General features: G+C 72.5%; 17 protein-coding genes and 2 pseudogenes. 7 read left to right on the top strand and 12 right to left on the bottom strand.

The annotated features are described in order from the left end of the window. Window positions 1–105: 105 nt before the first annotated feature. Both ACQP2P_RS03525 and ACQP2P_RS03520 read left to right on the top strand, forming a co-directional pair. Entirely contained in the window at window positions 106–1,410 is a 1,305-nt protein-coding gene (locus ACQP2P_RS03525; protein WP_433613211.1) for a sensor histidine kinase, read from the top strand. Window positions 1,411–1,514: 104 nt separating this feature from the next. Next, window positions 1,515–2,159, top strand: coding sequence for a response regulator (locus tag ACQP2P_RS03520; protein WP_433613209.1), 645 nt, complete (start codon window positions 1,515–1,517; stop codon window positions 2,157–2,159). Here ACQP2P_RS03520 and ACQP2P_RS03515 read toward each other — a convergent pair. The 3 genes from ACQP2P_RS03515 to ACQP2P_RS03505 are packed head-to-tail and all read right to left on the bottom strand — an operon-like array spanning window position 2,148 to window position 4,536. Beyond that, window positions 2,148–2,789: an HAD family hydrolase gene (locus ACQP2P_RS03515; RefSeq protein ID WP_433618954.1), complete on the bottom strand. Its 642-nt coding sequence runs from the start codon at window positions 2,787–2,789 to the stop codon at window positions 2,148–2,150. The genes ACQP2P_RS03520 and ACQP2P_RS03515 overlap by 12 nt on opposite strands. Further along, entirely contained in the window at window positions 2,774–3,013 is a 240-nt protein-coding gene (locus tag ACQP2P_RS03510; RefSeq protein ID WP_433613207.1) for a glutaredoxin family protein, read from the bottom strand. Before ACQP2P_RS03510 ends, ACQP2P_RS03515 begins: the two co-directional genes overlap by 16 nt. Then, window positions 3,010–4,536 carry an AMP-binding protein gene (locus ACQP2P_RS03505; protein ID WP_433613205.1) on the bottom strand — a complete coding sequence of 509 codons (1,527 nt, stop codon included), beginning with the start codon at window positions 4,534–4,536 and terminating at the stop codon, window positions 3,010–3,012. Before ACQP2P_RS03505 ends, ACQP2P_RS03510 begins: the two co-directional genes overlap by 4 nt. A 607-nt stretch (window positions 4,537–5,143) precedes the next feature. Here ACQP2P_RS03505 and ACQP2P_RS03500 point away from each other — a divergent pair. The 3 genes and pseudogenes from ACQP2P_RS03500 (at window position 5,144) to ACQP2P_RS03490 (ending at window position 8,428) form a co-directional block, all read left to right on the top strand. Continuing rightward, window positions 5,144–6,061: a sigma-70 family RNA polymerase sigma factor gene (locus ACQP2P_RS03500; protein ID WP_433082977.1), complete on the top strand. Its 918-nt coding sequence runs from the start codon at window positions 5,144–5,146 to the stop codon at window positions 6,059–6,061. Between the two features lie 160 nt (window positions 6,062–6,221). Then, window positions 6,222–7,097, top strand: a pseudogene (locus ACQP2P_RS03495) (DUF5667 domain-containing protein); the annotation flags it as partial. A gap of 401 nt (window positions 7,098–7,498) precedes the next feature. Beyond that, window positions 7,499–8,428: an HAD family hydrolase gene (locus ACQP2P_RS03490; RefSeq protein ID WP_433613203.1), complete on the top strand. Its 930-nt coding sequence runs from the start codon at window positions 7,499–7,501 to the stop codon at window positions 8,426–8,428. Window positions 8,429–8,453: 25 nt separating this feature from the next. On the opposite strand, the gene ACQP2P_RS03485 is transcribed toward ACQP2P_RS03490, so the two are convergent. The 9 genes and pseudogenes from ACQP2P_RS03485 to ACQP2P_RS03445 form a co-directional block, all read right to left on the bottom strand. Next, complete coding sequence (locus ACQP2P_RS03485; RefSeq protein WP_433613201.1) at window positions 8,454–9,314, bottom strand: lysophospholipid acyltransferase family protein; 861 nt, start codon at window positions 9,312–9,314, stop codon at window positions 8,454–8,456. Continuing rightward, window positions 9,311–10,381: an NAD-dependent epimerase/dehydratase family protein gene (locus tag ACQP2P_RS03480; protein ID WP_433613199.1), complete on the bottom strand. Its 1,071-nt coding sequence runs from the start codon at window positions 10,379–10,381 to the stop codon at window positions 9,311–9,313. The genes ACQP2P_RS03485 and ACQP2P_RS03480 overlap by 4 nt, the downstream gene beginning before the upstream one ends. A 78-nt stretch (window positions 10,382–10,459) precedes the next feature. Next, window positions 10,460–10,561, bottom strand: coding sequence for a 30S ribosomal protein bS22 (locus ACQP2P_RS03475; RefSeq protein ID WP_007465623.1), 102 nt, complete (start codon window positions 10,559–10,561; stop codon window positions 10,460–10,462). Between the two features lie 219 nt (window positions 10,562–10,780). Continuing rightward, on the bottom strand, window positions 10,781–10,996 hold the full coding sequence (locus tag ACQP2P_RS03470; RefSeq protein WP_033363444.1) for a helix-turn-helix domain-containing protein: 216 nt from the start codon (window positions 10,994–10,996) through the stop codon (window positions 10,781–10,783). A 144-nt stretch (window positions 10,997–11,140) separates the two neighbouring features. After that, window positions 11,141–12,325: an ABC transporter permease gene (locus ACQP2P_RS03465; protein WP_433613190.1), complete on the bottom strand. Its 1,185-nt coding sequence runs from the start codon at window positions 12,323–12,325 to the stop codon at window positions 11,141–11,143. Window positions 12,326–12,351: 26 nt separating this feature from the next. Then, window positions 12,352–13,020: pseudogene (locus ACQP2P_RS03460) on the bottom strand (ABC transporter ATP-binding protein); the annotation flags it as partial. Beyond that, window positions 13,017–14,372, bottom strand: coding sequence for an efflux RND transporter periplasmic adaptor subunit (locus ACQP2P_RS03455; RefSeq protein WP_433613188.1), 1,356 nt, complete (start codon window positions 14,370–14,372; stop codon window positions 13,017–13,019). The pseudogene ACQP2P_RS03460 and the gene ACQP2P_RS03455, both read right to left, overlap by 4 nt. Before the next feature lie 27 nt (window positions 14,373–14,399). After that, window positions 14,400–15,854 carry a basic secretory protein-like protein gene (locus tag ACQP2P_RS03450; RefSeq protein ID WP_433613186.1) on the bottom strand — a complete coding sequence of 485 codons (1,455 nt, stop codon included), beginning with the start codon at window positions 15,852–15,854 and terminating at the stop codon, window positions 14,400–14,402. Window positions 15,855–15,958: 104 nt separating this feature from the next. Next, window positions 15,959–16,879 carry a proline dehydrogenase family protein gene (locus tag ACQP2P_RS03445; protein ID WP_433613184.1) on the bottom strand — a complete coding sequence of 307 codons (921 nt, stop codon included), beginning with the start codon at window positions 16,877–16,879 and terminating at the stop codon, window positions 15,959–15,961. 77 nt (window positions 16,880–16,956) lie between these two features. Here ACQP2P_RS03445 and ACQP2P_RS03440 point away from each other — a divergent pair, with 77 nt between their 5' ends. Then, window positions 16,957–17,550 carry a CGNR zinc finger domain-containing protein gene (locus ACQP2P_RS03440; RefSeq protein ID WP_433613182.1) on the top strand — a complete coding sequence of 198 codons (594 nt, stop codon included), beginning with the start codon at window positions 16,957–16,959 and terminating at the stop codon, window positions 17,548–17,550. Window positions 17,551–17,735: 185 nt separating this feature from the next. Beyond that, window positions 17,736–17,936: a cold-shock protein gene (locus ACQP2P_RS03435; protein ID WP_433082962.1), complete on the top strand. Its 201-nt coding sequence runs from the start codon at window positions 17,736–17,738 to the stop codon at window positions 17,934–17,936. Window positions 17,937–18,075: the final 139 nt, after the last annotated feature.

The raw sequence follows: 18,075 nt of genomic DNA, 5'->3' as shown, positions 1-18,075 counted from the left end.
GTGTTACGTAGCGACACTACACGTTTTCCGGTGGGGCTGCCCCTACCATCAAGTGGCTGGACGGCGGGATGGGAGGCGGGGGCCGCGATGCCTAGCGTCATTGGTATGACGACGACCATCACCCCGCTCGGCCCGGGCCGCTTCTCCCGCATCCTCCGCCAGCTGGGCATCGACACGCAGTACGTGCTGCTCGGCTTCCCCCTGTCGATCATCACCATCGTGCTGTGCGTCACGGGGTTCTCGCTCGGACTCGGGCTGATGGTCCTCACGGTGGGCTTCCCGATCCTGTTCGTCACGATCTTCCAGGCGCGCGGCTTCGCGACCCTCGAGCGCGCCCGGACCGGCCCGGTGCTGCGCACGCAGCTGCCCCATCCGTACTACAAGAAGGCCGGCCCCCGCGCCGGTTTCTGGCGGCGCACGTTCGTCCCGCTCACCGACGGCCAGTCGTGGCTGGACCTGCTGCACGGCGTCTTGCGGATCATCCCCAGCACGTTCGCCTTCGCGTTCGTGGTGACCTGGTGGGCGGGGGCGCTCGGCGGGCTGACCACGGTGCTGTGGGACTGGTCCATCCCCCGCGGGCCCGGCAACACCGACCTGCCGGAGCTGCTCGGGCTCGGCAGCGGCGCCGGGACGCGCGTGCTGTTCCACACCGCGATCGGCCTGGTCTTCGCCCTCACCCTGGTGCCCGTCGTGCGCGGCGTCGCCCTGATCGAGGCGCTCTTCGCCCGCGCCCTGCTCAGCGGGGTCAACGAGCTGCGCGAGCGGATCTACGAGGCCGAGCGCAGCCGCGACCGGGCCCGCGCCCAGACCACCGCCGCCGTCTCGGCCGAGGCGACCGCCCTGCGCCGGCTGGAGCGCGACATCCACGACGGCCCCCAGCAGCGGCTGGTCCGCCTGGCCATGGACCTCGGCCGCGCCGACCTGCAGTTCGACCACGACCCGGCGGCCGCCCGGGCCACCGTCGCCGAGGCCCTCGCGCAGACCCGCGAGACCCTCGAGGAGCTGCGCGCCCTGTCCCGCGGGATCGCCCCGCCGATCCTCGTCGACCGCGGGCTGCGGGCCGCGCTGACCGCCCTGGCCGGCCGCTCGCTCGTCCCGGTCGACCTGGAGGTGCCCGAGCTCGAGCGGCTGGCCGACAACATCGAGACGACCGCGTACTTCGTCGTCGCCGAGGCCCTCACCAACGTGGCCAAGCACGCCCACGCCAGCGAGGTCAAGGTCACGCTGCAGCGCTCGGCCTACGGCATGCTGGTCACGGTCGAGGACGACGGGGTGGGCGGCGCCAGCCTCGCCAAGGGGCACGGGCTGACCGGCCTGGCCGACCGGGTCCGCGCGGCGGGCGGCGAGCTCACCGTGACCAGTGCGCTGGACGCCGGCACCAAAATCGTCGCGATCCTGCCCTTGTCCTAGCCGGGCGACGCCTCCGGCGTGCCGCGCGCCGGGGAGCCACCCCGGACCCCCCATGCGGCTGCGCGGGCACGAAAGACCTGCGAGACCGGCACTAGTATCACCGCGTGCGAGTAGTCGTTGCGGATGATGCGGTTCTGCTGCGCGAGGGCCTGGTGCGCCTGCTCACCGAGGGCGGCCACGAGGTCCTCGCCGCCGTCGGGGACGGTCCCAGCCTGGTCGAGGCGGTCGTCGAGCACCGGCCCGACGTGGCGATCGTGGACGTGCGGATGCCCCCGTCGCACACCGACGAGGGGCTGCGCGCCGCCGTCGAGGCCCGCGCCCGGGTGCCGAAGACGCCGATCCTCGTGCTGTCGCAGTACGTCGAGGTCTCCTACGCCGACGACCTGCTCGCCGACCGCGCCGGCGCCGTCGGATACCTGCTCAAGGACCGCGTCTCCGAGGTCGCCGAGTTCCTCGACGCGATGCGGCGGGTCGCGGCCGGCGCGACCGTGCTCGACCCCGAGGTCGTCGGCCAGCTGCTGGTCCGCCGCCGGCGCGACGACCCGCTGCGCAGCCTCACCCCGCGGGAGCGCGAGGTGCTCGGGCTGATGGCCGAGGGCCGCTCCAACACCGCCATCGCCCGCAAGCTGGTCGTGACCGACGGCGCGGTGGAGAAGCACGTCAAGAACATCTTCACCAAGCTCGACCTGCCGCCGGACGACGAGCAGCACCGCCGGGTGCTGGCGGTGCTGACCTACCTACAGGGCTAGGGACACGGCCTCGACGAGGGAGTACGCCACCGGCAGCCCCGTCGCCTCCAGCAGGGCGGCGTCGGTGAAGCCGCCGGCGTACAGCACCGCCGAGGCGCCCACCGAGCGCGCCGCGTCCCCGTCGTCCACGGAGTCGCCGATCATCACCACGTCGGCGGGGTCGAGCTCCAGCGCCTCGAGGTGCCGCTCCAGGTAGGCGGCCTTGCGGTGCCCGCCGACGGTCCCGGGCAGGCCGTCGACCCGCACCAGGCGCGCACCCAGCCCGTGCCGCTCGACCTCGACCAGCAGCTCGTCGTGGAAGAACATCGACAGCAGGGACTGGGTGCCGGGCCACTTCGCCATGGCCTCCAGCGCGTCCGGGGCCAGCCGCACCTCGCCCATCCGCTGCCGGTAGGCGTCGTGGAACGCGTCGTCGAGCAGCTGGAACTCCACCTGGTCGACCGGGCGCTCCAGCACGTGCGCGTAGTAGTCCAGGATCGGCCGGCGGAAGTCGCGGCGGTGCTCCTCCGCGGTGATCACCGGCCCGCCGACCGTGGCCAGGCAGACGTTCGTGGCGTCGACCACGAGCTTGAGATCGTCGAGCAAGGTCCCGTTCCAGTCCCACACGAGGTGTTTCACCCGGCTGAGGATAGCCGCAGATCGCGCCGCAGCCGGTCCTCCTCCACCCGCCAGTAGCCGTGCTCCTTGCCGTCCAGCATCAGCACCGGGACGCGGAAGCCGTACTCGTCCTCCAGCTCCTCGGAGTCCTCGATGTTGATCTCCTGATAGGGCTCGCCGACGCGGTCCAGGACGGCCTTCGCGTCGTCGCAGAGGTGGCAGCCGGGCCGGGTGAGGAGCGTGAGCCTCGTCGTCACCGCAGCACTCCCTTGCGGACCTTGCCGGTCGCGGAGTGCGGCAGCTCGGCGACGAACTCGACCGCGGTCGGGCACTTGAACCGGGCCAGGTTGCGCTCGCAGTGCGCGATCAGCTCCTCGGCGGTGACCTGGGAGTCCGGGACGCGCACGACGACGGCCTTGACGGTCTGGCCCGTGTACGGATGCGGCACCCCGAGCGCCGCGGCCTCCACCACGGACTCGTGCGCGGCCAGGACGGACTCGACCTCGTGCGGATACACGTTGAAGCCGCTGACGAGGATCAGCTCCCCGATCCGGTCCACGATGAACAGGTCGCCGTCCTCGTCGGCGTAGGCCACGTCGCCGGTCGCCCACCAGCCGTCCGCGCCCGGGCCGCCCTCACCGTCGGGCCAGTAGCCGCGGAAGAGGTTGGCCCCGCACGCCACGATCTCGCCCGGGTCGCCGGTGCCGTCCTCGTCGTCGAGCACGTCCTCGCCCTCGGCGTCGACGAGCCGCACCCGCACGCCGGGAATCGGCCGGCCGATGGAGCCCGGCTTGACCGACGGGCTCGCCAGCGTGCTGGTCAGCACGGGCGCGGCCTCGGTGAGCCCATACCCCTGGTGTACCGCGCGCCCGGTCGTCTCGGCGAAGCGCCGCTCGGCCGCCGGGTCCAGCGGGGAGGCGCCGCACACCGCGAGCCGCACACTGGACCAGGCCCGCGCGAGCCGCTCGCCCATGAGCGACCAGGCGATGAACATCGGCGGCACCCCGACCACCCCGGTCACGCCGTGGCGCTCGATCGCCTCCAGCGAGTCGGCCGGGTCGAAGCGCTCCACCAGCACCCCGCACGCGCCGTGGTAGGCGACCGCGCCGAGCCCGGAGTTGAGGCCGTAGGCGTGGAAGAGGGGCACGGCGAGCAGCAGCACGTCGTCCTGGGTGACCGGGGCGGGCTCGATGCCGGCCAGCTGCTCGTGGTTGGCGAGCAGGGCCCGGTGCGGCAGCATGGCGCCCTTCGGCGCGCCCCCGGTGCCGGAGGTGTAGAGGAGCACGGCCAGGTCCTCGCCGCCGCCGACCGCGTCCGCCGCAGTGACGCCGGCGGGGTTGCTCAGCAATCCGGTGAGGTCCTTGCCGAGCTGGTACCGCACCGCCGGCGCCGCGTCCCCGAGCGCCTCCAGCACCGGCCCGGTGGCGACGAGCACGGCCGCGCCGGAGTCGGCCAGCACGTGGGTGAGCTCGCGCGCGGTGTAGGCCGGGTTGACGGGCACCGCGACCAGCCCGGCCCGCAGCACGCCGAAGAACACGGCGGCGAACTCGGGCACGTTGGGCAGGGCGATGGCGACCCGGGCGCGGCCCCGCTCGTCGGCGCCGAGGCCCAGGGCCCCGAGGCCCGCGGCGACGGCGTCCACCTGGCGGTCGAGCTCGGCCCAGGTCAGCTCGGCGTCGTGCGAGCGCAGGGCGGGACGGGCGCCGCCGGCCGAGGCGGCGCGCCGCACGGCATCGGCGAAGTTGCCGGCGGCTGCATGAGAGACATCCTGCACGGTCACGGAGTCTTCCACAGGGCCCCGTGCGGCATCGAGGCCCGAGCCGTCGCCGGCCGCCGATCAGGGCGGCGCCGAGGGTGAGAGCGCGGGCACTGGAACATCACCCGTCACCAATCACCCTCTTCCGTGCCATCGTGCTCACGGCAACGGCCGGCTGAGGGCCGCGCCCGACGCTTTCCGGCTCCCAGCCGACCGGGGCGACCGGCGGAGGGAGGGGGGTGTACGGGAGCGGCCCCCGCAGGGAGCGACCGAAGGGAGCGCGAAACCCAGCAGGGCCGACACGCCGACTGAGTAAGAGACCACCCGATTGTGTGCAACGGATGTGAGACGCCGGGGTGCACCGAGGTCGTTTACGCACCGTTTTTCCGGTTTAGCGGCGTGTCGTACGGCGCGTCGCGGCCAAGTGACGGACAGCATGTGCGCCGATCGCACACGGATCCGTGGAAAGAATGTGCCCTCGGATCAAGAGCCGCCCACACGAGGGTGACACCGGACCTATTATCACCGAAGTCGACTCACCCCATTTGTTGCGAGTTGACACCCCTCACCCCGAGGAGGCCGAAGTGCCCGTGATCGCGCCGAATAAGCCCTATGTTCGGGCTTGCGAAGCATGAGCGGTTACCAGCACGTGTTCGACGCTGAACACGATCTCGCCGGTGGACTGTCGATGCTGCGCGACTCGATGCGCGACATGTTCGCCACGGTCATCCGTGGTGAGGGAGGCAGCGTTCCGCGCACGCGCGTGCGCCCCCACACCAACGAGGCGCCCGCACGCTCGGGTCCGGCACCGAACGCAAGACCCAACGCCGGGATGAACGGCAAGCCCGCCGGCGGCGCCGGGGCCGGGCTGCTGGGCGAGGAGACCGTGCCGATCCCGCAGGACGTCGTCGGCACCGACACGCTGACCGAGACCGGCCCGCGCGAGCCCGTCCCGCCGCAGCCGACGCGCCCCGACCGCGGGGACCCGGCGTCGGAGGTCTGGGCGCTCATCGAGCGGGCCCAGGCCGGAGACGGTGCGGCATTCGGGCTCCTCTACGACCGCTACTTCGACACCGTCTTCCGGTTCGTGTACTTCCGCGTCGGCAACCGCCAGCTCGCCGAGGACCTGACCGCCGACACGTTCCTGCGTGCGCTCAAGCGCATCGGCAGCTTCACGTGGCAGGGGCGCGACCTCGGTGCCTGGCTGGTCACCATCGCGCGCAACCTCGTCGCCGACCACTTCAAGTCCGGCCGGTACCGGCTGGAGGTCACCACCGGCGACGTGCTCGACGCGGACCGGCCCGACCGGGGGCCCGAGGGCAGCCCCGAGGCGGCCGTGATCGACCACATCACCAACGTGGACCTGCTCAAGGCGGTCAAGCAGCTCAACCCCGAGCAGCAGGAGTGCATCGTGCTGCGGTTCCTGCACGGCTTCTCCGTCGCCGAGACCGCGCAGACCATGAACAAGAACGAGGGAGCCATCAAAGCGTTGCAGTACCGTGCGGTGCGCGCGCTCGCCCGGCTGCTGCCCGACGGATTCCAGCCGTGACGGCTGTCACCTCCGGTTACAGTGCCCCCGCAGGCGCCGTAACCAGCTTCCGTGTTGCACCGTTGGTCCAGATGCGACCGTCGGCATGGCGCACGGCGGACGCGGTGGCCCACCATCCCGCTGCCCTTCCGCGCCTGAGTGACGCGATCAGCGAAGGGGGGTGCCTCAGGTGATTGGCTCCGTCTTCCATCGTCGACGGGCTGAGCGACTCGCTCAGCTCCTCGACGAGGCCAAAGGGGCCCGGCGACACCACACGAGGACCACGCTCGACGACTCCCTCACCGACCTTGTGTCGGTCGGACAACGGCTCGGCGACATGCCGATCCGGGTGGAGGCGCAGCAGGAGTTCCGCGACGGTCTTCGGGCCATGCTCATGGCCACGATCGAGCGCGAGGGCATCGGAGCGACCGCCACGGCGCCCGAGCCCGAGCCGACTCACCGGGTGAGCCTGCGCTCGCTGCGCCGGCCCGCCGGGAGCCGACCGACCGTCAGCCGCCGGACCCGCACCCGGGGCGCCATCGTGGTCGGCCTCGCCGCCGGCACCCTGGCCCTGTCCGGCATGTCGGCCGCGAGCGGCGACGCGATGCCCGGTGACGCGCTCTACTCCGTCAAGCGGTCGACCGAGAAGGCCCAGCTCGCGCTGGCCGGCTCGGACATCAGCCGCGGCCAGCTGTACCTCGAGTTCGCCCGGACCCGGCTCGACGAGGCCCAGGCGGTCAAGGACCCGACGGGGCTCTCCTCCGTGCTCGACGACATGGACGGCGAGACGCTCGAGGGCGTCCGGCTCCTGACCGTCACCGCGATGACCCACAAGGACACCGCGGCGCTGGACGTGATCGACGGCTTCGTGACCAACCAGCGCGGGGCGGCCGAGCGGCTCAAGACCGGCACGAGCGGCGACGCCAACACCCGTGCGAGCAAGTCGGTCACCCTGCTCGACGAGATCGACCGCCGGTCCAAGGCCCTCCGCCCGCTCGTCAAGTGCGGCTCGGCCGCGGCGAGCGCGCCGGACTCGCTCGGCCCCGTGCCGGGCAGCGCGGCGTGCCGCCCGAGCAGCAAGACCGGCGGCAACGGGAACTCGAACCAGCAGCCCGGCGCTCCGGTGCAGGGCAACCCGAGTGGGAACGGCAACGGCGGGCACTCCCCCGCCACCGCTCCCTCCGGTGCCGCGCCGAACTCCTCGGCGACCGAGTCGGCCCCGGCCGCGCCCAACGCGAACTCGGTCTCCGACCCGACGCCGAGCCCGACCAAGTCCGAAAAGGGCGGCCTGCTCGACTGGCTGCTGCATTGATGCGACGCGGCGACTGACCGCGACATGACAGGGCCCGGTGCACGTCACCGGGCCCTGGTGCTGTCTGGTGCTTGTACCGTTGGCTCGTCCGATGTCGGCGGATGCTCAGCCCGTCGCCAGGGCGTCGCCATCGAAGGGAGTTCGACGTGCCGATCCGTCCCAACGCGCTGCGCCGCCGCCGGCCGAGCGGCCGCATCGTCGTCTCCGCCGCCGGCTGGGCGGCGGCCGAGGTCGAGGCCGCCCTGGAGATCCCGTCCGACCCGGGCGCGGCGGCGTTCTTCGACGTCGACAACACGATGATGCAGGGCGCGTCGATCTACTACTTCGCTCGCGGCCTGGCCAAGCGCAAGTACTTCACCAGCCGTGACCTCGCCCGCTTCGCCTACCAGCAGGCCCGGTTCCGCCTGCTGGCCTCCGAGCACGCGGGCACCGTCTCCAGCGCCAAGTCAGCCGCGCTCGCCTTCATCGCCGGCTGGAAGGTCGAGGAGATGGAGCGGCTCTGCGAGGAGATCTTCGACGAGCTCATGGCCGACCGCATCTGGTCGGGCACCCTCGCCCTCGCCCAGCTGCACATCGACGCCGGGCAGCGGGTGTGGCTCGTCACCGCCGCGCCCGTCGAGCTCGGCCGGATCATCGCCGCGCGCCTGGGCCTGACCGGCGCGATCGGCACCGTGGCGGAGATCCAGGACGGCGTCTACACCGGGCGCCTGGTCGGCGACCTCATGCACGGGCCCGAGAAGGCGTCGGCGATCACCACCCTGGCGCTGGCCGAGCAGCTGGATCTGACCCGCTGCGCGGCGTACAGCGACTCCATCAACGACGCCCCGATGCTCTCCACGGTGGGCTACGCGGTCGCGGTGAACCCGGACCCGGCGCTGCGCCGCGAGGCCCGCAGGCGCGGCTGGGAGATCCGCGACTTCCGCACCGGGCGGAAGGCCGCCAAGATCGCCATCCCCGCCGCGCTGGCCACGGGGGTCGTGATCGGGGGCGTGGCCACCTTCACCGCGATGCGCAAGCGCCGGCGCCGCACGGCCGCCCGCGCCGCGCAGGCGGCGGCCCAGCCCGCGGAGGCCTGAGCCGAGCCCGCAGCAGCGTCCCGCATCAGGCCGAGAAGGCGTCCGGACGGCGGTCCAGCAGCTTGTAGAGGGTCTGCTGGATCGTCTCGCGGACCTGGTCGGCGAGGTTGAACACGACCATCGGGTCGTCGGCCGAGTCGACGTACTCCTCGGTCGGGATCGGCTCGCCGAACTCGATCAGCCACTTGCTCGGCAGCGGCACGAGCCCGAGCGGGCCCAGCCACGGGAAGGTGGGCGTGACCGGGAAGTACGGCGCGCCCAGGAGCCGGGCCAGCGGGCGGATGTTGGCGATCATGGGGTAGATCTCCTCGGCCCCGACGATCGAGACCGGCACGATCGGGGTGCCGGTGCGAAGCGCCGCCGAGACGAACCCGCCGCGGCCGAAGCGCTGCAGCTTGTACCGCTCCGCGAACGGCTTGCCGATGCCCTTGAAGCCCTCCGGGAACACGCCCACGAGCTCGCCCTCGGCGAGCAGGCGCTCGGCGTCGGGGTTGCACGCCAGGGTGGCGCCGGACTTGCGGGCCACCTCGGACAGGAACGGCATGCGGAACACCAGGTCGGCGCCGAGCAGCCGCAGGTGCCGCTCGGCCGCCGTCTCGTCGTGCACGGCGACCGAGAGCATCAGGGCGTCGAGCGCGAGCGTGCCGGAGTGGTTGGCCACGACGAGCGCCGCGCCCTCCTTGGGCAGGTGCTCGGAGCCGGCGACCTCGGTGCGGAACCACTGCTTGTAGAGCGGGCGCAGCAGCGGCAGGAAGACGCCGTCGGTGAGGTGCCGGTCGAAGCCGAAGCCGTCGATCTCGTATTCGCCGGTCAGCCGCTCACGGAGGAAGGCCAGCGCGCCGGCGACCCGATCGTCCCAGACGTCCGGGAGATCCGGGTCAGTCATTCGCCACGCTCCAACGCGGCCCGCGCCGCACGTGTCCTGCGGAAGCCGTCGAGCAGCGCCTGCTCGACCGAGCGCATCGTATCCGCGGGCAGCAGCTCGTTGGCGCTGCGGCTGCGGACGAACTCGTCGAACGCCTCCGCGGTCGTACGCGGGGTGAAGCCGAACGCGCGGATCAGCTTCGTGGTGTCGACGACGCGGCCGTGCACGAACAGGTCGAGCTGGTCCAGGGACACCCCGGCTCGGCCGAGGCCGGCCAGCACGTTCAGGCCCGGCTCGAGCACCGGCATGGTGACGCGGCCCGCCCGGCGCACCGCCTGCGAGAGCGTCAGCGTGCCGGCCCCGGCCACGTTGAACGTGCCCGGCAGCGGCCGCGTCACCGAGCGCACCAGCACCTCGAACGCGTCGTCGACGTGCAGGAACTGCAGGCGCGGGTCGCGGCCGAGCACGGTGGGCACGACGGGCCGGTCGAAGTACCGGGTCAGCCGCGTGTCCACGGCGGAGCCGATGAACGGCGCGAAGCGCAGCACCGTGGCCGCCACGTCGGGGCGCCGGCGGCGGAACCCGCGCACGTAGCCCTCGATGTCGAGCACGTCCTTGGCGAACCCGCCGCGGGGCACCTCGCGCGGCTCGGTGTCCTCGGTGAAGATCGCCGGGTCGCGGAAGGAGGCCCCGTAGGCGGCCGTCGACGAGCGCACGATCAGCTTCCGCAGCCGCGGCGCCTGCTGGCAGGCGGCGAGCAGCTGCATGGAGCCGATGACGTTGAGCTCCTTCATGGCCGCGCGGCCGCCGTGCTGGTCGGTCGCGGTGGCCACGGCGAGGTGCGCCACCGCCTCCACGCGGGCGTCGACCATCGCCCGCAGCACCCCGGGGGTGCGCAGGTCGATCTGATGTACGTCGATCTTGGGCCCGGCGGCGGTCAGCACCTCGGCGAGGTCGCCGGTGGGCACCGTGGCGTCGACGCCGACAACGCGTTCGATACGCGGGTCGGCGGCGAGCCGTGCGGCCAGATGCGCGCCGAGATACCGGCTCACCCCGGTCACCAGAACGACGCTGGGCGACGCTGTCACGCGGCTCCGATCACAGCGAAGCACACGTTCATCACCCGGCCGGAGCCGAGACCGGCCGCCGGGCGATGAACGGGGACGCTACTTGCCGAGACGACGACGCTGGACGCGGGTCTTGCGCAGCAGCTTACGGTGCTTCTTCTTGGCCATACGCTTGCGGCGCTTCTTGACCACCGAGCCCATACGAGCATCTCCTCGATACAGCGGAACGCGTGCCATCGCTGGCACGCCGAAGACATGGTTAGCCGTTCAAGGGTAGCCGCATCGCCGCTGGATCGGAAAACGACCCCGGCGAAGATCACCACCGAGCGATGCGCGGGGCAGCGGCGGGGCCGGCCCGCAGAGGCATAGCATCGACACACGTCATTCGCCGTGGTGCAGTGGAGGTGTCGCCGCGCGGGCTTATGCGGTCTCGCGGAAGGCTTCGCGGAGGTAGGCGTCGACCGCATGCTCCGGGACCCGGAACGACCGGCCGACGCGGACCGCGGTCAGGTCCCCGGCGTGCACGAGGCGGTAGACGGTCATCTTGGACACCCGCATCAGGGTGGCCACCTCGGCGACGGTCAGGAACCTGACCTCGCCCAACCGGCCTTCGGTGGTGTGTGGCGTGCTCGACATCGCGACCTCCGACCAGCGTGCTCGCCCAGCGCTCGGCCCGGCAGCCCCGGATCGAGCGTTACTCAATCAGCGTGTTACCAGTACGGTAACGGTACGCCTGTGACTTGCGCCCCAGGATCGACGGAATCTTTCCGCGAGAATTGATCACTCCGTGCGCAGCGCGACGACGGGGTCGAGGCGCCCGGCCCGCTGGGCGGGCACCACGCCGAAGATGATCCCGACCCCGGCAGAGACGCCGGAGGCCAGCGCGAGCGACCACCAGGTGATCGCGGCCGGCACCGGCGAGAGCGCGGCGACGACGAGGGCCGCCCCGATGCCGAGCCCCATCCCGATCACGCCCCCGAGCGTGGTCAGCAGCACCGCCTCGAGCAGGAACTGCACCCCGATGTCGCGCGGGCGGGCGCCGACGGCCTTGCGCAGCCCGATCTCCCTGGTCCGCTCGCGCACCGACACGAGCATGATGTTGGAGACCCCGACCCCGCCGACCAGCAGCGAGACGCCGGCGATGGCGGCCAGCACGCCGGTGAGCACGCCCAGGATGTCCCCGAGCACCCCCAGGATCTGCTCCTGGGTCACGGCGCTGAACCGGGTGCCGGGGTGGCGCCGGGTGAGCTCGGCGATGATCCGCGCGGACAGGTCGCCGATCTCGTCGCGGTCGGGCGCGTTCACCGCGATCGCGTCGACCCGGTCGGTCGCGAGCAGTCGCTGGGCCGTCGTGATCGGCACGTGTACCTCGTTGTCGCGATCGATCCCGAGACTCTGCCCGAGCTGCTCGAACACGCCGCTCACCCGGAACCGCACACCCGCGATGGTCATCTGCTGGCCGACGGCGTCCCGGTCGCCGAAGAGCTTGTGGGCGACGCTCCAGCCGAGCACCGCGACCCGGCGCTGGGTGTCGACGTCGGAGCGGGTCAGGTACGTCCCCCGGGCCAGCCGGCGCACGAACACGTTCGGGGTCGTCTCGATGACGCCGTTGACGCTCGCGAAGGTCTGCGCGTGGCCGGCCGCCACGGTCTCGCCGGAGGCGACGGTCACCGCCACCCGGTTGCGGTCGCCGACGATCTTCGAGACCGCGTCGATGTCGGAGAGGTCCATCCGCGAGACCGACGGCGCCGAGCCGAGGTTGACCTCGCCCGGCACGACGATGAGCAGGTTGGAGCCGAGCCCCTCGACCTGCTGCTCGATCTCCTGCTTGGTGCCGGTGCCGATGGCCACGAGCACGACGACGGCCGCGACCCCGATGATCACCCCGAGCATGGTGAGCATGCTGCGCAGCCGGTTCGCGCGCAACGCGTCGAGCGCGACCCGCCAGGCCTCCGCGAACCTCACGACGCCCCCGGGGCGGGCAGTGTCTCGACGATCTCGCCGTCGCGCATGACGATCTGGCGGTCGGCGCGGGCGGCCACCTCGCGGTCGTGCGTGACGATCACGAGCGCCACCCCCTGTTCGCGGTTGAGCGCCTCCAGCAGCGCGAGGACCGCCTGGCCGTTGCGGGTGTCGAGGTTGCCGGTCGGCTCGTCGGCCAGCAGCACCTGCGGGTCGGTGACGAGGGCCCGGGCGATCGCCACCCGCTGCTGCTCGCCGCCGGAGAGCTGGTTGGGGCGGTGGTCGAGGCGATGGGCGAGCCCGACCCGCTCCAGCATCGCGACCGCCCGCCGGCGCCGCTGCGATGCGCGCATCCCGCGGTACACCAGGGGAAGCGCCACGTTGTCGACCGCGCTCGTGCGGGCCAGCAGGTGGAACGACTGGAAGACGAAGCCGATGGTCTCGTTGCGCAGCCGGGCCAGCTCCCGGGGGTCGAGGCCGGCCACCTCACGGCCCCCGAGCAGCAGCCGCCCGGAGGTGGGCCGGTCCAGCCCGCCGAGCAGGTGCATGAGCGTCGACTTGCCCGAGCCCGACGGCCCGATGATCGCCACGTAGTCGCCGGCGTCGATGGTGAAGCTCACGCCCCGCAACGCCGCGACGGTGACCCCGTCCAGCACGTAGTCCCGCGTGACCCGCTGCGCGACCAGGGCCGCGGTCATCGGGGCAGTTCCATGCCCTGCTTGACCTTGTCGGTGCCGCGCACCACGATCCGGTCGCCGTCGCTGACGCCGCTGAGCACCTGGATGCGGTCCTGGCCGGACACGCCGACGCTCACCGGCTGCTGGACCGCCCGGCCGCCCCGCACCAGCCACACGACGTCCTTGCCGCCGACGTTGAACACCGCCGCGGCCGGGACGGTCACCGCGTCGCGGATCGAGCGGACCTGCAGGTGCGCGACCGCGTTCATGCCCGGGCGGGGACTCGGGGCCGGGCGTCCGTCGTCGTACGTCCCGGTGCCGAGCCGCAGCCGCGAGCGGTACGCCACCCCGCCCCGCGCCGAGGTGCTCGGCAGCACGTCGGCCGAGGTCACCGTGGCGTCGTACGTCGCGCCCGGGGCCGCGTCGAGCTCGACCTTCGCCGTGACGCCGGGCTGGACGAGCAGCACGTCGGTCTCGTCCACCTCGGCCATCAGCCCCAGCTCCGACACGTCGACCACGGTCAGGATCGCCGTGCCCGCGCTCACCCGGCCGCCGACCGGTACCGCGGGATCCACGCCCGGCCCGGCGCCGCCGCCACCGGCCCCGCCCGTCGGCACCGAGACGGGCGCCTGCCCTGCGGTGGCCGCGCCGAGCAGGTCGGTGATCGACGACGCGCTCGCCGCCGAGGTGCCGCCCAGCTGCACCACCCCGGCGACCGGCGCCCGCAGGGTGAGCTGGTCGACGGTGGTCTGGGCCAGGTCGAACGCGGACTGCGCCTGGGCGCGCTGGGCCTGGGTGAGCGCCGCCATCGCCTGCGAGACGCTGGCCAGGCCGCGCTGCACGCTCTGGATCACCGCCCGCGCGGAGGCCGCCGCCTCCTGGTAGGTCCGCTCGGCGAGGTCGATCTGGGTGGTCAGCGTGGTCCGCACGGTCACGTCGGCGATCTGCGCGGCCGCGGCGCGCGCGTCCGAGAACGCCTTGGCCGCGGCGTCGTCGGTCCGGCGCTGCTGGGCGGAGAGGTTCTTGACCCCGGCGCCGCCGCCGCCGGCGTTCTTGAGCGCGTCGAGGGCCGCGCCCGCCTCCTCGAGCCGCCGCCGGGCCGCGGGCGAGTCGACGACCGCGAGCACCTGGCCGGCCGTGACGGTGTCACCGGGCTTGACGCTCAGCGAGATCAGGGTGCCGTCGGCGGCCGCGGTGAGCGTGGCGGCGGCCCGGGCGGTGATGGTGGCGGGGGCGTCGACGACCTCGGCCACGTCGCCGCGCCCGGCGCTGCCCAGGCCGATGCCGGAGTCGTTGCCCGAGCACGACGCGCCGGTGAGCGACACCATGATCAGCACGGCGACGGCGATCGTTCGCGAGGGGACGCGATACACGCTCGTCAGTGTAGATACGTCACTGCGCTACACGTGGCCCCGTACGTAGTGGGCGCAGTCGTTCGACACGTCCTTCCAGCTCGTCCCGAACGCCTTGCGGGCCGAGTCGTCGAGCGAGATCCCCTGGCGGACGGCGTAGTCGAAGAACTCGAGCAGCTTGTCCTCGCCGAAGGTGTCGGCCAGGTACTGCAGCGAGAGATACGCGACGCCGTAGCGGCCGCTGACGTCCGCGGTGCTCGCGTCGGCGGGCGGGTCGTCGAGGGCGATCTCGCTCTTCCAGTGCCCGCCGCGCAGGTAGGCGCGCACGTCGCCCATCTGGTCGAAGGGCTTGCCGCTGCCCTTGACGCGCACGTACTCCGCGATGCCCTCGACCAGCCACCACGTGTGCTCGTAGGACTTCTCGACCCCGGACAGCGTCACGACGTGGGTGAACTCGTGGCGCAGCGTGTCGAGGGTCTGCCTGGTGTCGACCCGGTTCGCGTTGAGCACGATCTCGGTCGCGCTCGCGGTGAGCGGCAGCGCGAAGCCGATCACCCACGACTCCTGGCGCATGCCGTACCAGCTCGCCCACTCGTCGGGCCCGGCCAGGTAGACGACGTACCGCGCCGGCGGCGGCCCCCAGCGCGCGAACCTGTCGGTGAGCTCGGCCGCCTGCTCGGCCGCGGCGAGCATGGCGGGCAGCCGCGACGCGTACCGCGCGGTCGTCGCCATCACCACCCGGTTCCCGATCGCGGTGCGCAGCTCGCTGACCTCCCACGGGCGCGGGCCGAGCTCGGTGGAGGTGCCGAACTCCAGCAGCGTGACGCCCTGGCCGGTGACCTTCCAGCGCGTGCCGGCCGCGAGCTCCATCGGGTCGCAGGTGGTCACGACGTAGCAGTACCTCACCCGCACCGACACGGTCGCGGTGCCGTCGGGCTCGGTCCTCGCCGCGGCCTCGGCTCGCGGCTGCCAGAGCTTCACCTGCAGCTGGCGCAGCGAGCCGAACCGGCGGGCGAGGTCCTCACGCAGCCCGTCCGCGGACGGGTCGACGGGGCGCAGGAAGCCGTCCTCGTCGCCGCCGAGCAGCGCGGCCGCCTGGTCGCGCAGGGCCTTGCGAATCCGGCCGTCGAGGGTGTTGGGCAGCGCGTTCGGGGTGAGCGCGTCGGCGGTCGCGTCCGGGGTGCCCGGCTGCCCGGCCTTGGCCCCGCCGCGCCCGCCGCTCTGCTCGCCCCCGGCCGCGGCGAGGTCCTGGCCGGACACGAGCGTCGAGCGCTCGTGCCGGGCCGCGGCGTAGGCGATCGCGCCGGCCGGGGCGCCCACCAGCACCGCGAGCGAGGCGAGCAGGGCCAGCCGGAAGACGGTGCCGCCGCGGGGCGGGGCGGGCTCGCCGGGGGCCTCCCCCGGAACAGGATGGCGGGCCTCGCCGCGCTGGTGGGGGATGACGGGACGGGTCGCGGTGACGTCATCGACGTCCGCGTACCTCCGTTCATCCCCAACCATCACTGCCGGACCGTACGTGAGACGGTCAAGGCGTCGCGTCGCCCATACGGACGAGAAGCCCGCCGATGTGACGAAGAGCCCGTTTCCACGGGGCGGCCGAAGCGTTGTCAGACCCGCGACCGCAGCGCCCTGGCCAGGAATCCGACGTTGGCGGGGCGCTCGGCGAGGCGGCGCATCATGTACCCGTACCACTGCGTGCCGTAGGGCATGTAGACCCGCACGGTGTAGCCCAGCCGGGCGAGGCGCAGCTGCTCCTCGGGGCGCACGCCGTAGAGCATCTGGAACTCGAACTCGTCCGGGGTGCGCTCGTACCACTTCGCCCGGTCCTCGCCGATGCCGATCAGCCGCGGGTCGTGGGTGGCGAGCATCGGGTACCCGCCGCCGGCCATGAGCACGTTCAGGCAGCGCACGTAGGACTTGTCCACGTCGAGGCGGGTCTGGTACGCCACCGACTCCGGCTCCTTGTAGGCGCCCTTGCACAGCCGGACCCGCGAGCCCGCGACGGCGAGCTCCCGGCAGTCGGCCTCGGTGCGGCGCAGGTACGCCTGCAGGACCGCCCCGGTGGTCGGGAACTCCCCGCGGAGCCGGGCGAGCACCTCCAGCGTCGAATCGGTCGTCGTGTGGTCCTCGGCGTCCAGCGTCACCGTGGTGCCGCACTCGCTGGCCTTGGCGCAGATCGCGCGGGCGTGCTCGTAGGCGACCTTCTCGTCGAAGACCTGGCCGAGCGCGGAGAGCTTGAGGCTGACCTCGGCTGCCGGGGTCAGCTCGGCGGCGTGCAGCGCGTCGAGGAGCTTGAGGTAGGCGTCCCGGGTCGCCTCGGCCTGGTGCGGGTTGGTGGTGTCCTCCCCGAGGTGGTCGAGGGTGGCGCAGAGTCCGTCCGCGACGAGCTCGCGGGTGCGCTGTAGCGCGTCGTCCGCGTGCTCCCCGGCGATGAAGCGCCGCACAATGCTGCGGCTCACCGGGGCGGTTTCAACGAGCCGCTCGACCCTCGTGGAGCGGGCGGCGGCGAGGATGACCGATCTGAGCATGTGCCGAGCGTAAACAGATCCGCCGTCGCCGGTGACGCCTGGTCGCCAGTGTGGCATTTCTTGACTACCTTGGTCGGGTGGACTTCGACGCGTATGCGCGGACCGCCGTCGACATCGTCAACGCGCCGCTCGAAAGCATGCAAGATCTTGCTGCCCTGTTCGGCGAGGACAGCTGGCAGACCGCCGAGGCGACGGAGCGCGACCTGGTCGCCTTCCGCCGGGCCCGCAAGCGGCTGCGGGAGGTGTTCGAGCACGGCTCCTCCGGCCGCGACGTGGCCGCCGTGGCCGAGCTCAACGCGCTGCTCGAGGCCTACCCGATGCAGCCGCGCATCTCCGGCCACGACACCCACGACTGGCACATGCACGTGACCGGCCGCGGCTCCTCGGTGAGCTCGGAGCTGCTGGCCGGCGCGGCCTGGGGCCTGGCCGTGTGGCTGTGCGAGCACGGCAGCACCCGCTTCGGGGTCTGCGCCGACGAACGCTGCGGCAACGTCTACCTGGACACGTCGTCCAACTGCTGCCGCCGCTTCTGCTCCGAGCGCTGCGCCACCCGCTCGCACGTCGCGGCCCATCGCGCCCGCAAGCGCGCCGCCGAGACGAGCGCGGCGGCCCCGCTGCAGCCCGCCGCGAGCCCGGTGGAGGACGCCGATCGGGCGGTCGTGACGGCCTAAGTCCCGGAAACGCCTCCGCCACGGGCAACTTCGGCATATCTTGCGTCATGTGGTTCGCTTTACCGTGCGTCCGACAAGTCGGACACGCGGGCTTGGGCGATGCGGTTCCGGCCTCAGCTCTCGGCCGGCCCCCGACACCGGGTACGTCACCGGATCACAACGCCCTACGAAGGAGAAACAGCACCATGGCCCAGGGAACCGTGAAGTGGTTCAACGCTGAGAAGGGCTTCGGCTTCATCAGCGTCGACGGCGGAGCCGACGTCTTCGTCCACTTCTCTGCCATCCAGTCGGACGGCTATCGCAGCCTCGACGAGAACCAGCGCGTCGAGTTCGAGATCAAGCAGGGTCCCAAGGGCCCCCAGGCCGAGTCCGTACGCAAGATCTGACGCCGACTTCGGAAACGGCCCCGGCCCGCGCACCACTCCCGCGGTCGGGGCCGTTTCGCTTTGCCGCGCGATATGTCGGGCGCTTCGCGCCGCGACATATCGGATTTATACCCTGTCAGGCGATATATCCGATTTACGC

Source organism: Dactylosporangium sp. CA-139114 (genome assembly GCF_050955725.1).
Classification (GTDB): Bacteria; Actinomycetota; Actinomycetes; order Mycobacteriales; family Micromonosporaceae; genus Dactylosporangium.
The sequence above is the reverse complement of the archived record's forward strand: the minus strand, read 5'-3'. Positions and strand labels throughout refer to the sequence as shown.

Bases quoted from the DNA above. Each gene is read 5' to 3' on its own strand.
- ACQP2P_RS03525 (WP_433613211.1), top strand. From the start codon at position 106: ATGACGACGACCATCACCCCGCTCGGCCCGGGCCGCTTCTCCCGCATC.
- ACQP2P_RS03500 (WP_433082977.1), top strand. From the start codon at position 5,144: ATGAGCGGTTACCAGCACGTGTTCGACGCTGAACACGATCTCGCCGGT.
- ACQP2P_RS03485 (WP_433613201.1), bottom strand. From the start codon at position 9,314: ATGACTGACCCGGATCTCCCGGACGTCTGGGACGATCGGGTCGCCGGC.
- ACQP2P_RS03475 (WP_007465623.1), bottom strand. From the start codon at position 10,561: ATGGGCTCGGTGGTCAAGAAGCGCCGCAAGCGTATGGCCAAGAAGAAG.
- ACQP2P_RS03470 (WP_033363444.1), bottom strand. From the start codon at position 10,996: ATGTCGAGCACGCCACACACCACCGAAGGCCGGTTGGGCGAGGTCAGG.
- ACQP2P_RS03445 (WP_433613184.1), bottom strand. From the start codon at position 16,879: ATGCTCAGATCGGTCATCCTCGCCGCCGCCCGCTCCACGAGGGTCGAG.
- ACQP2P_RS03435 (WP_433082962.1), top strand. From the start codon at position 17,736: ATGGCCCAGGGAACCGTGAAGTGGTTCAACGCTGAGAAGGGCTTCGGC.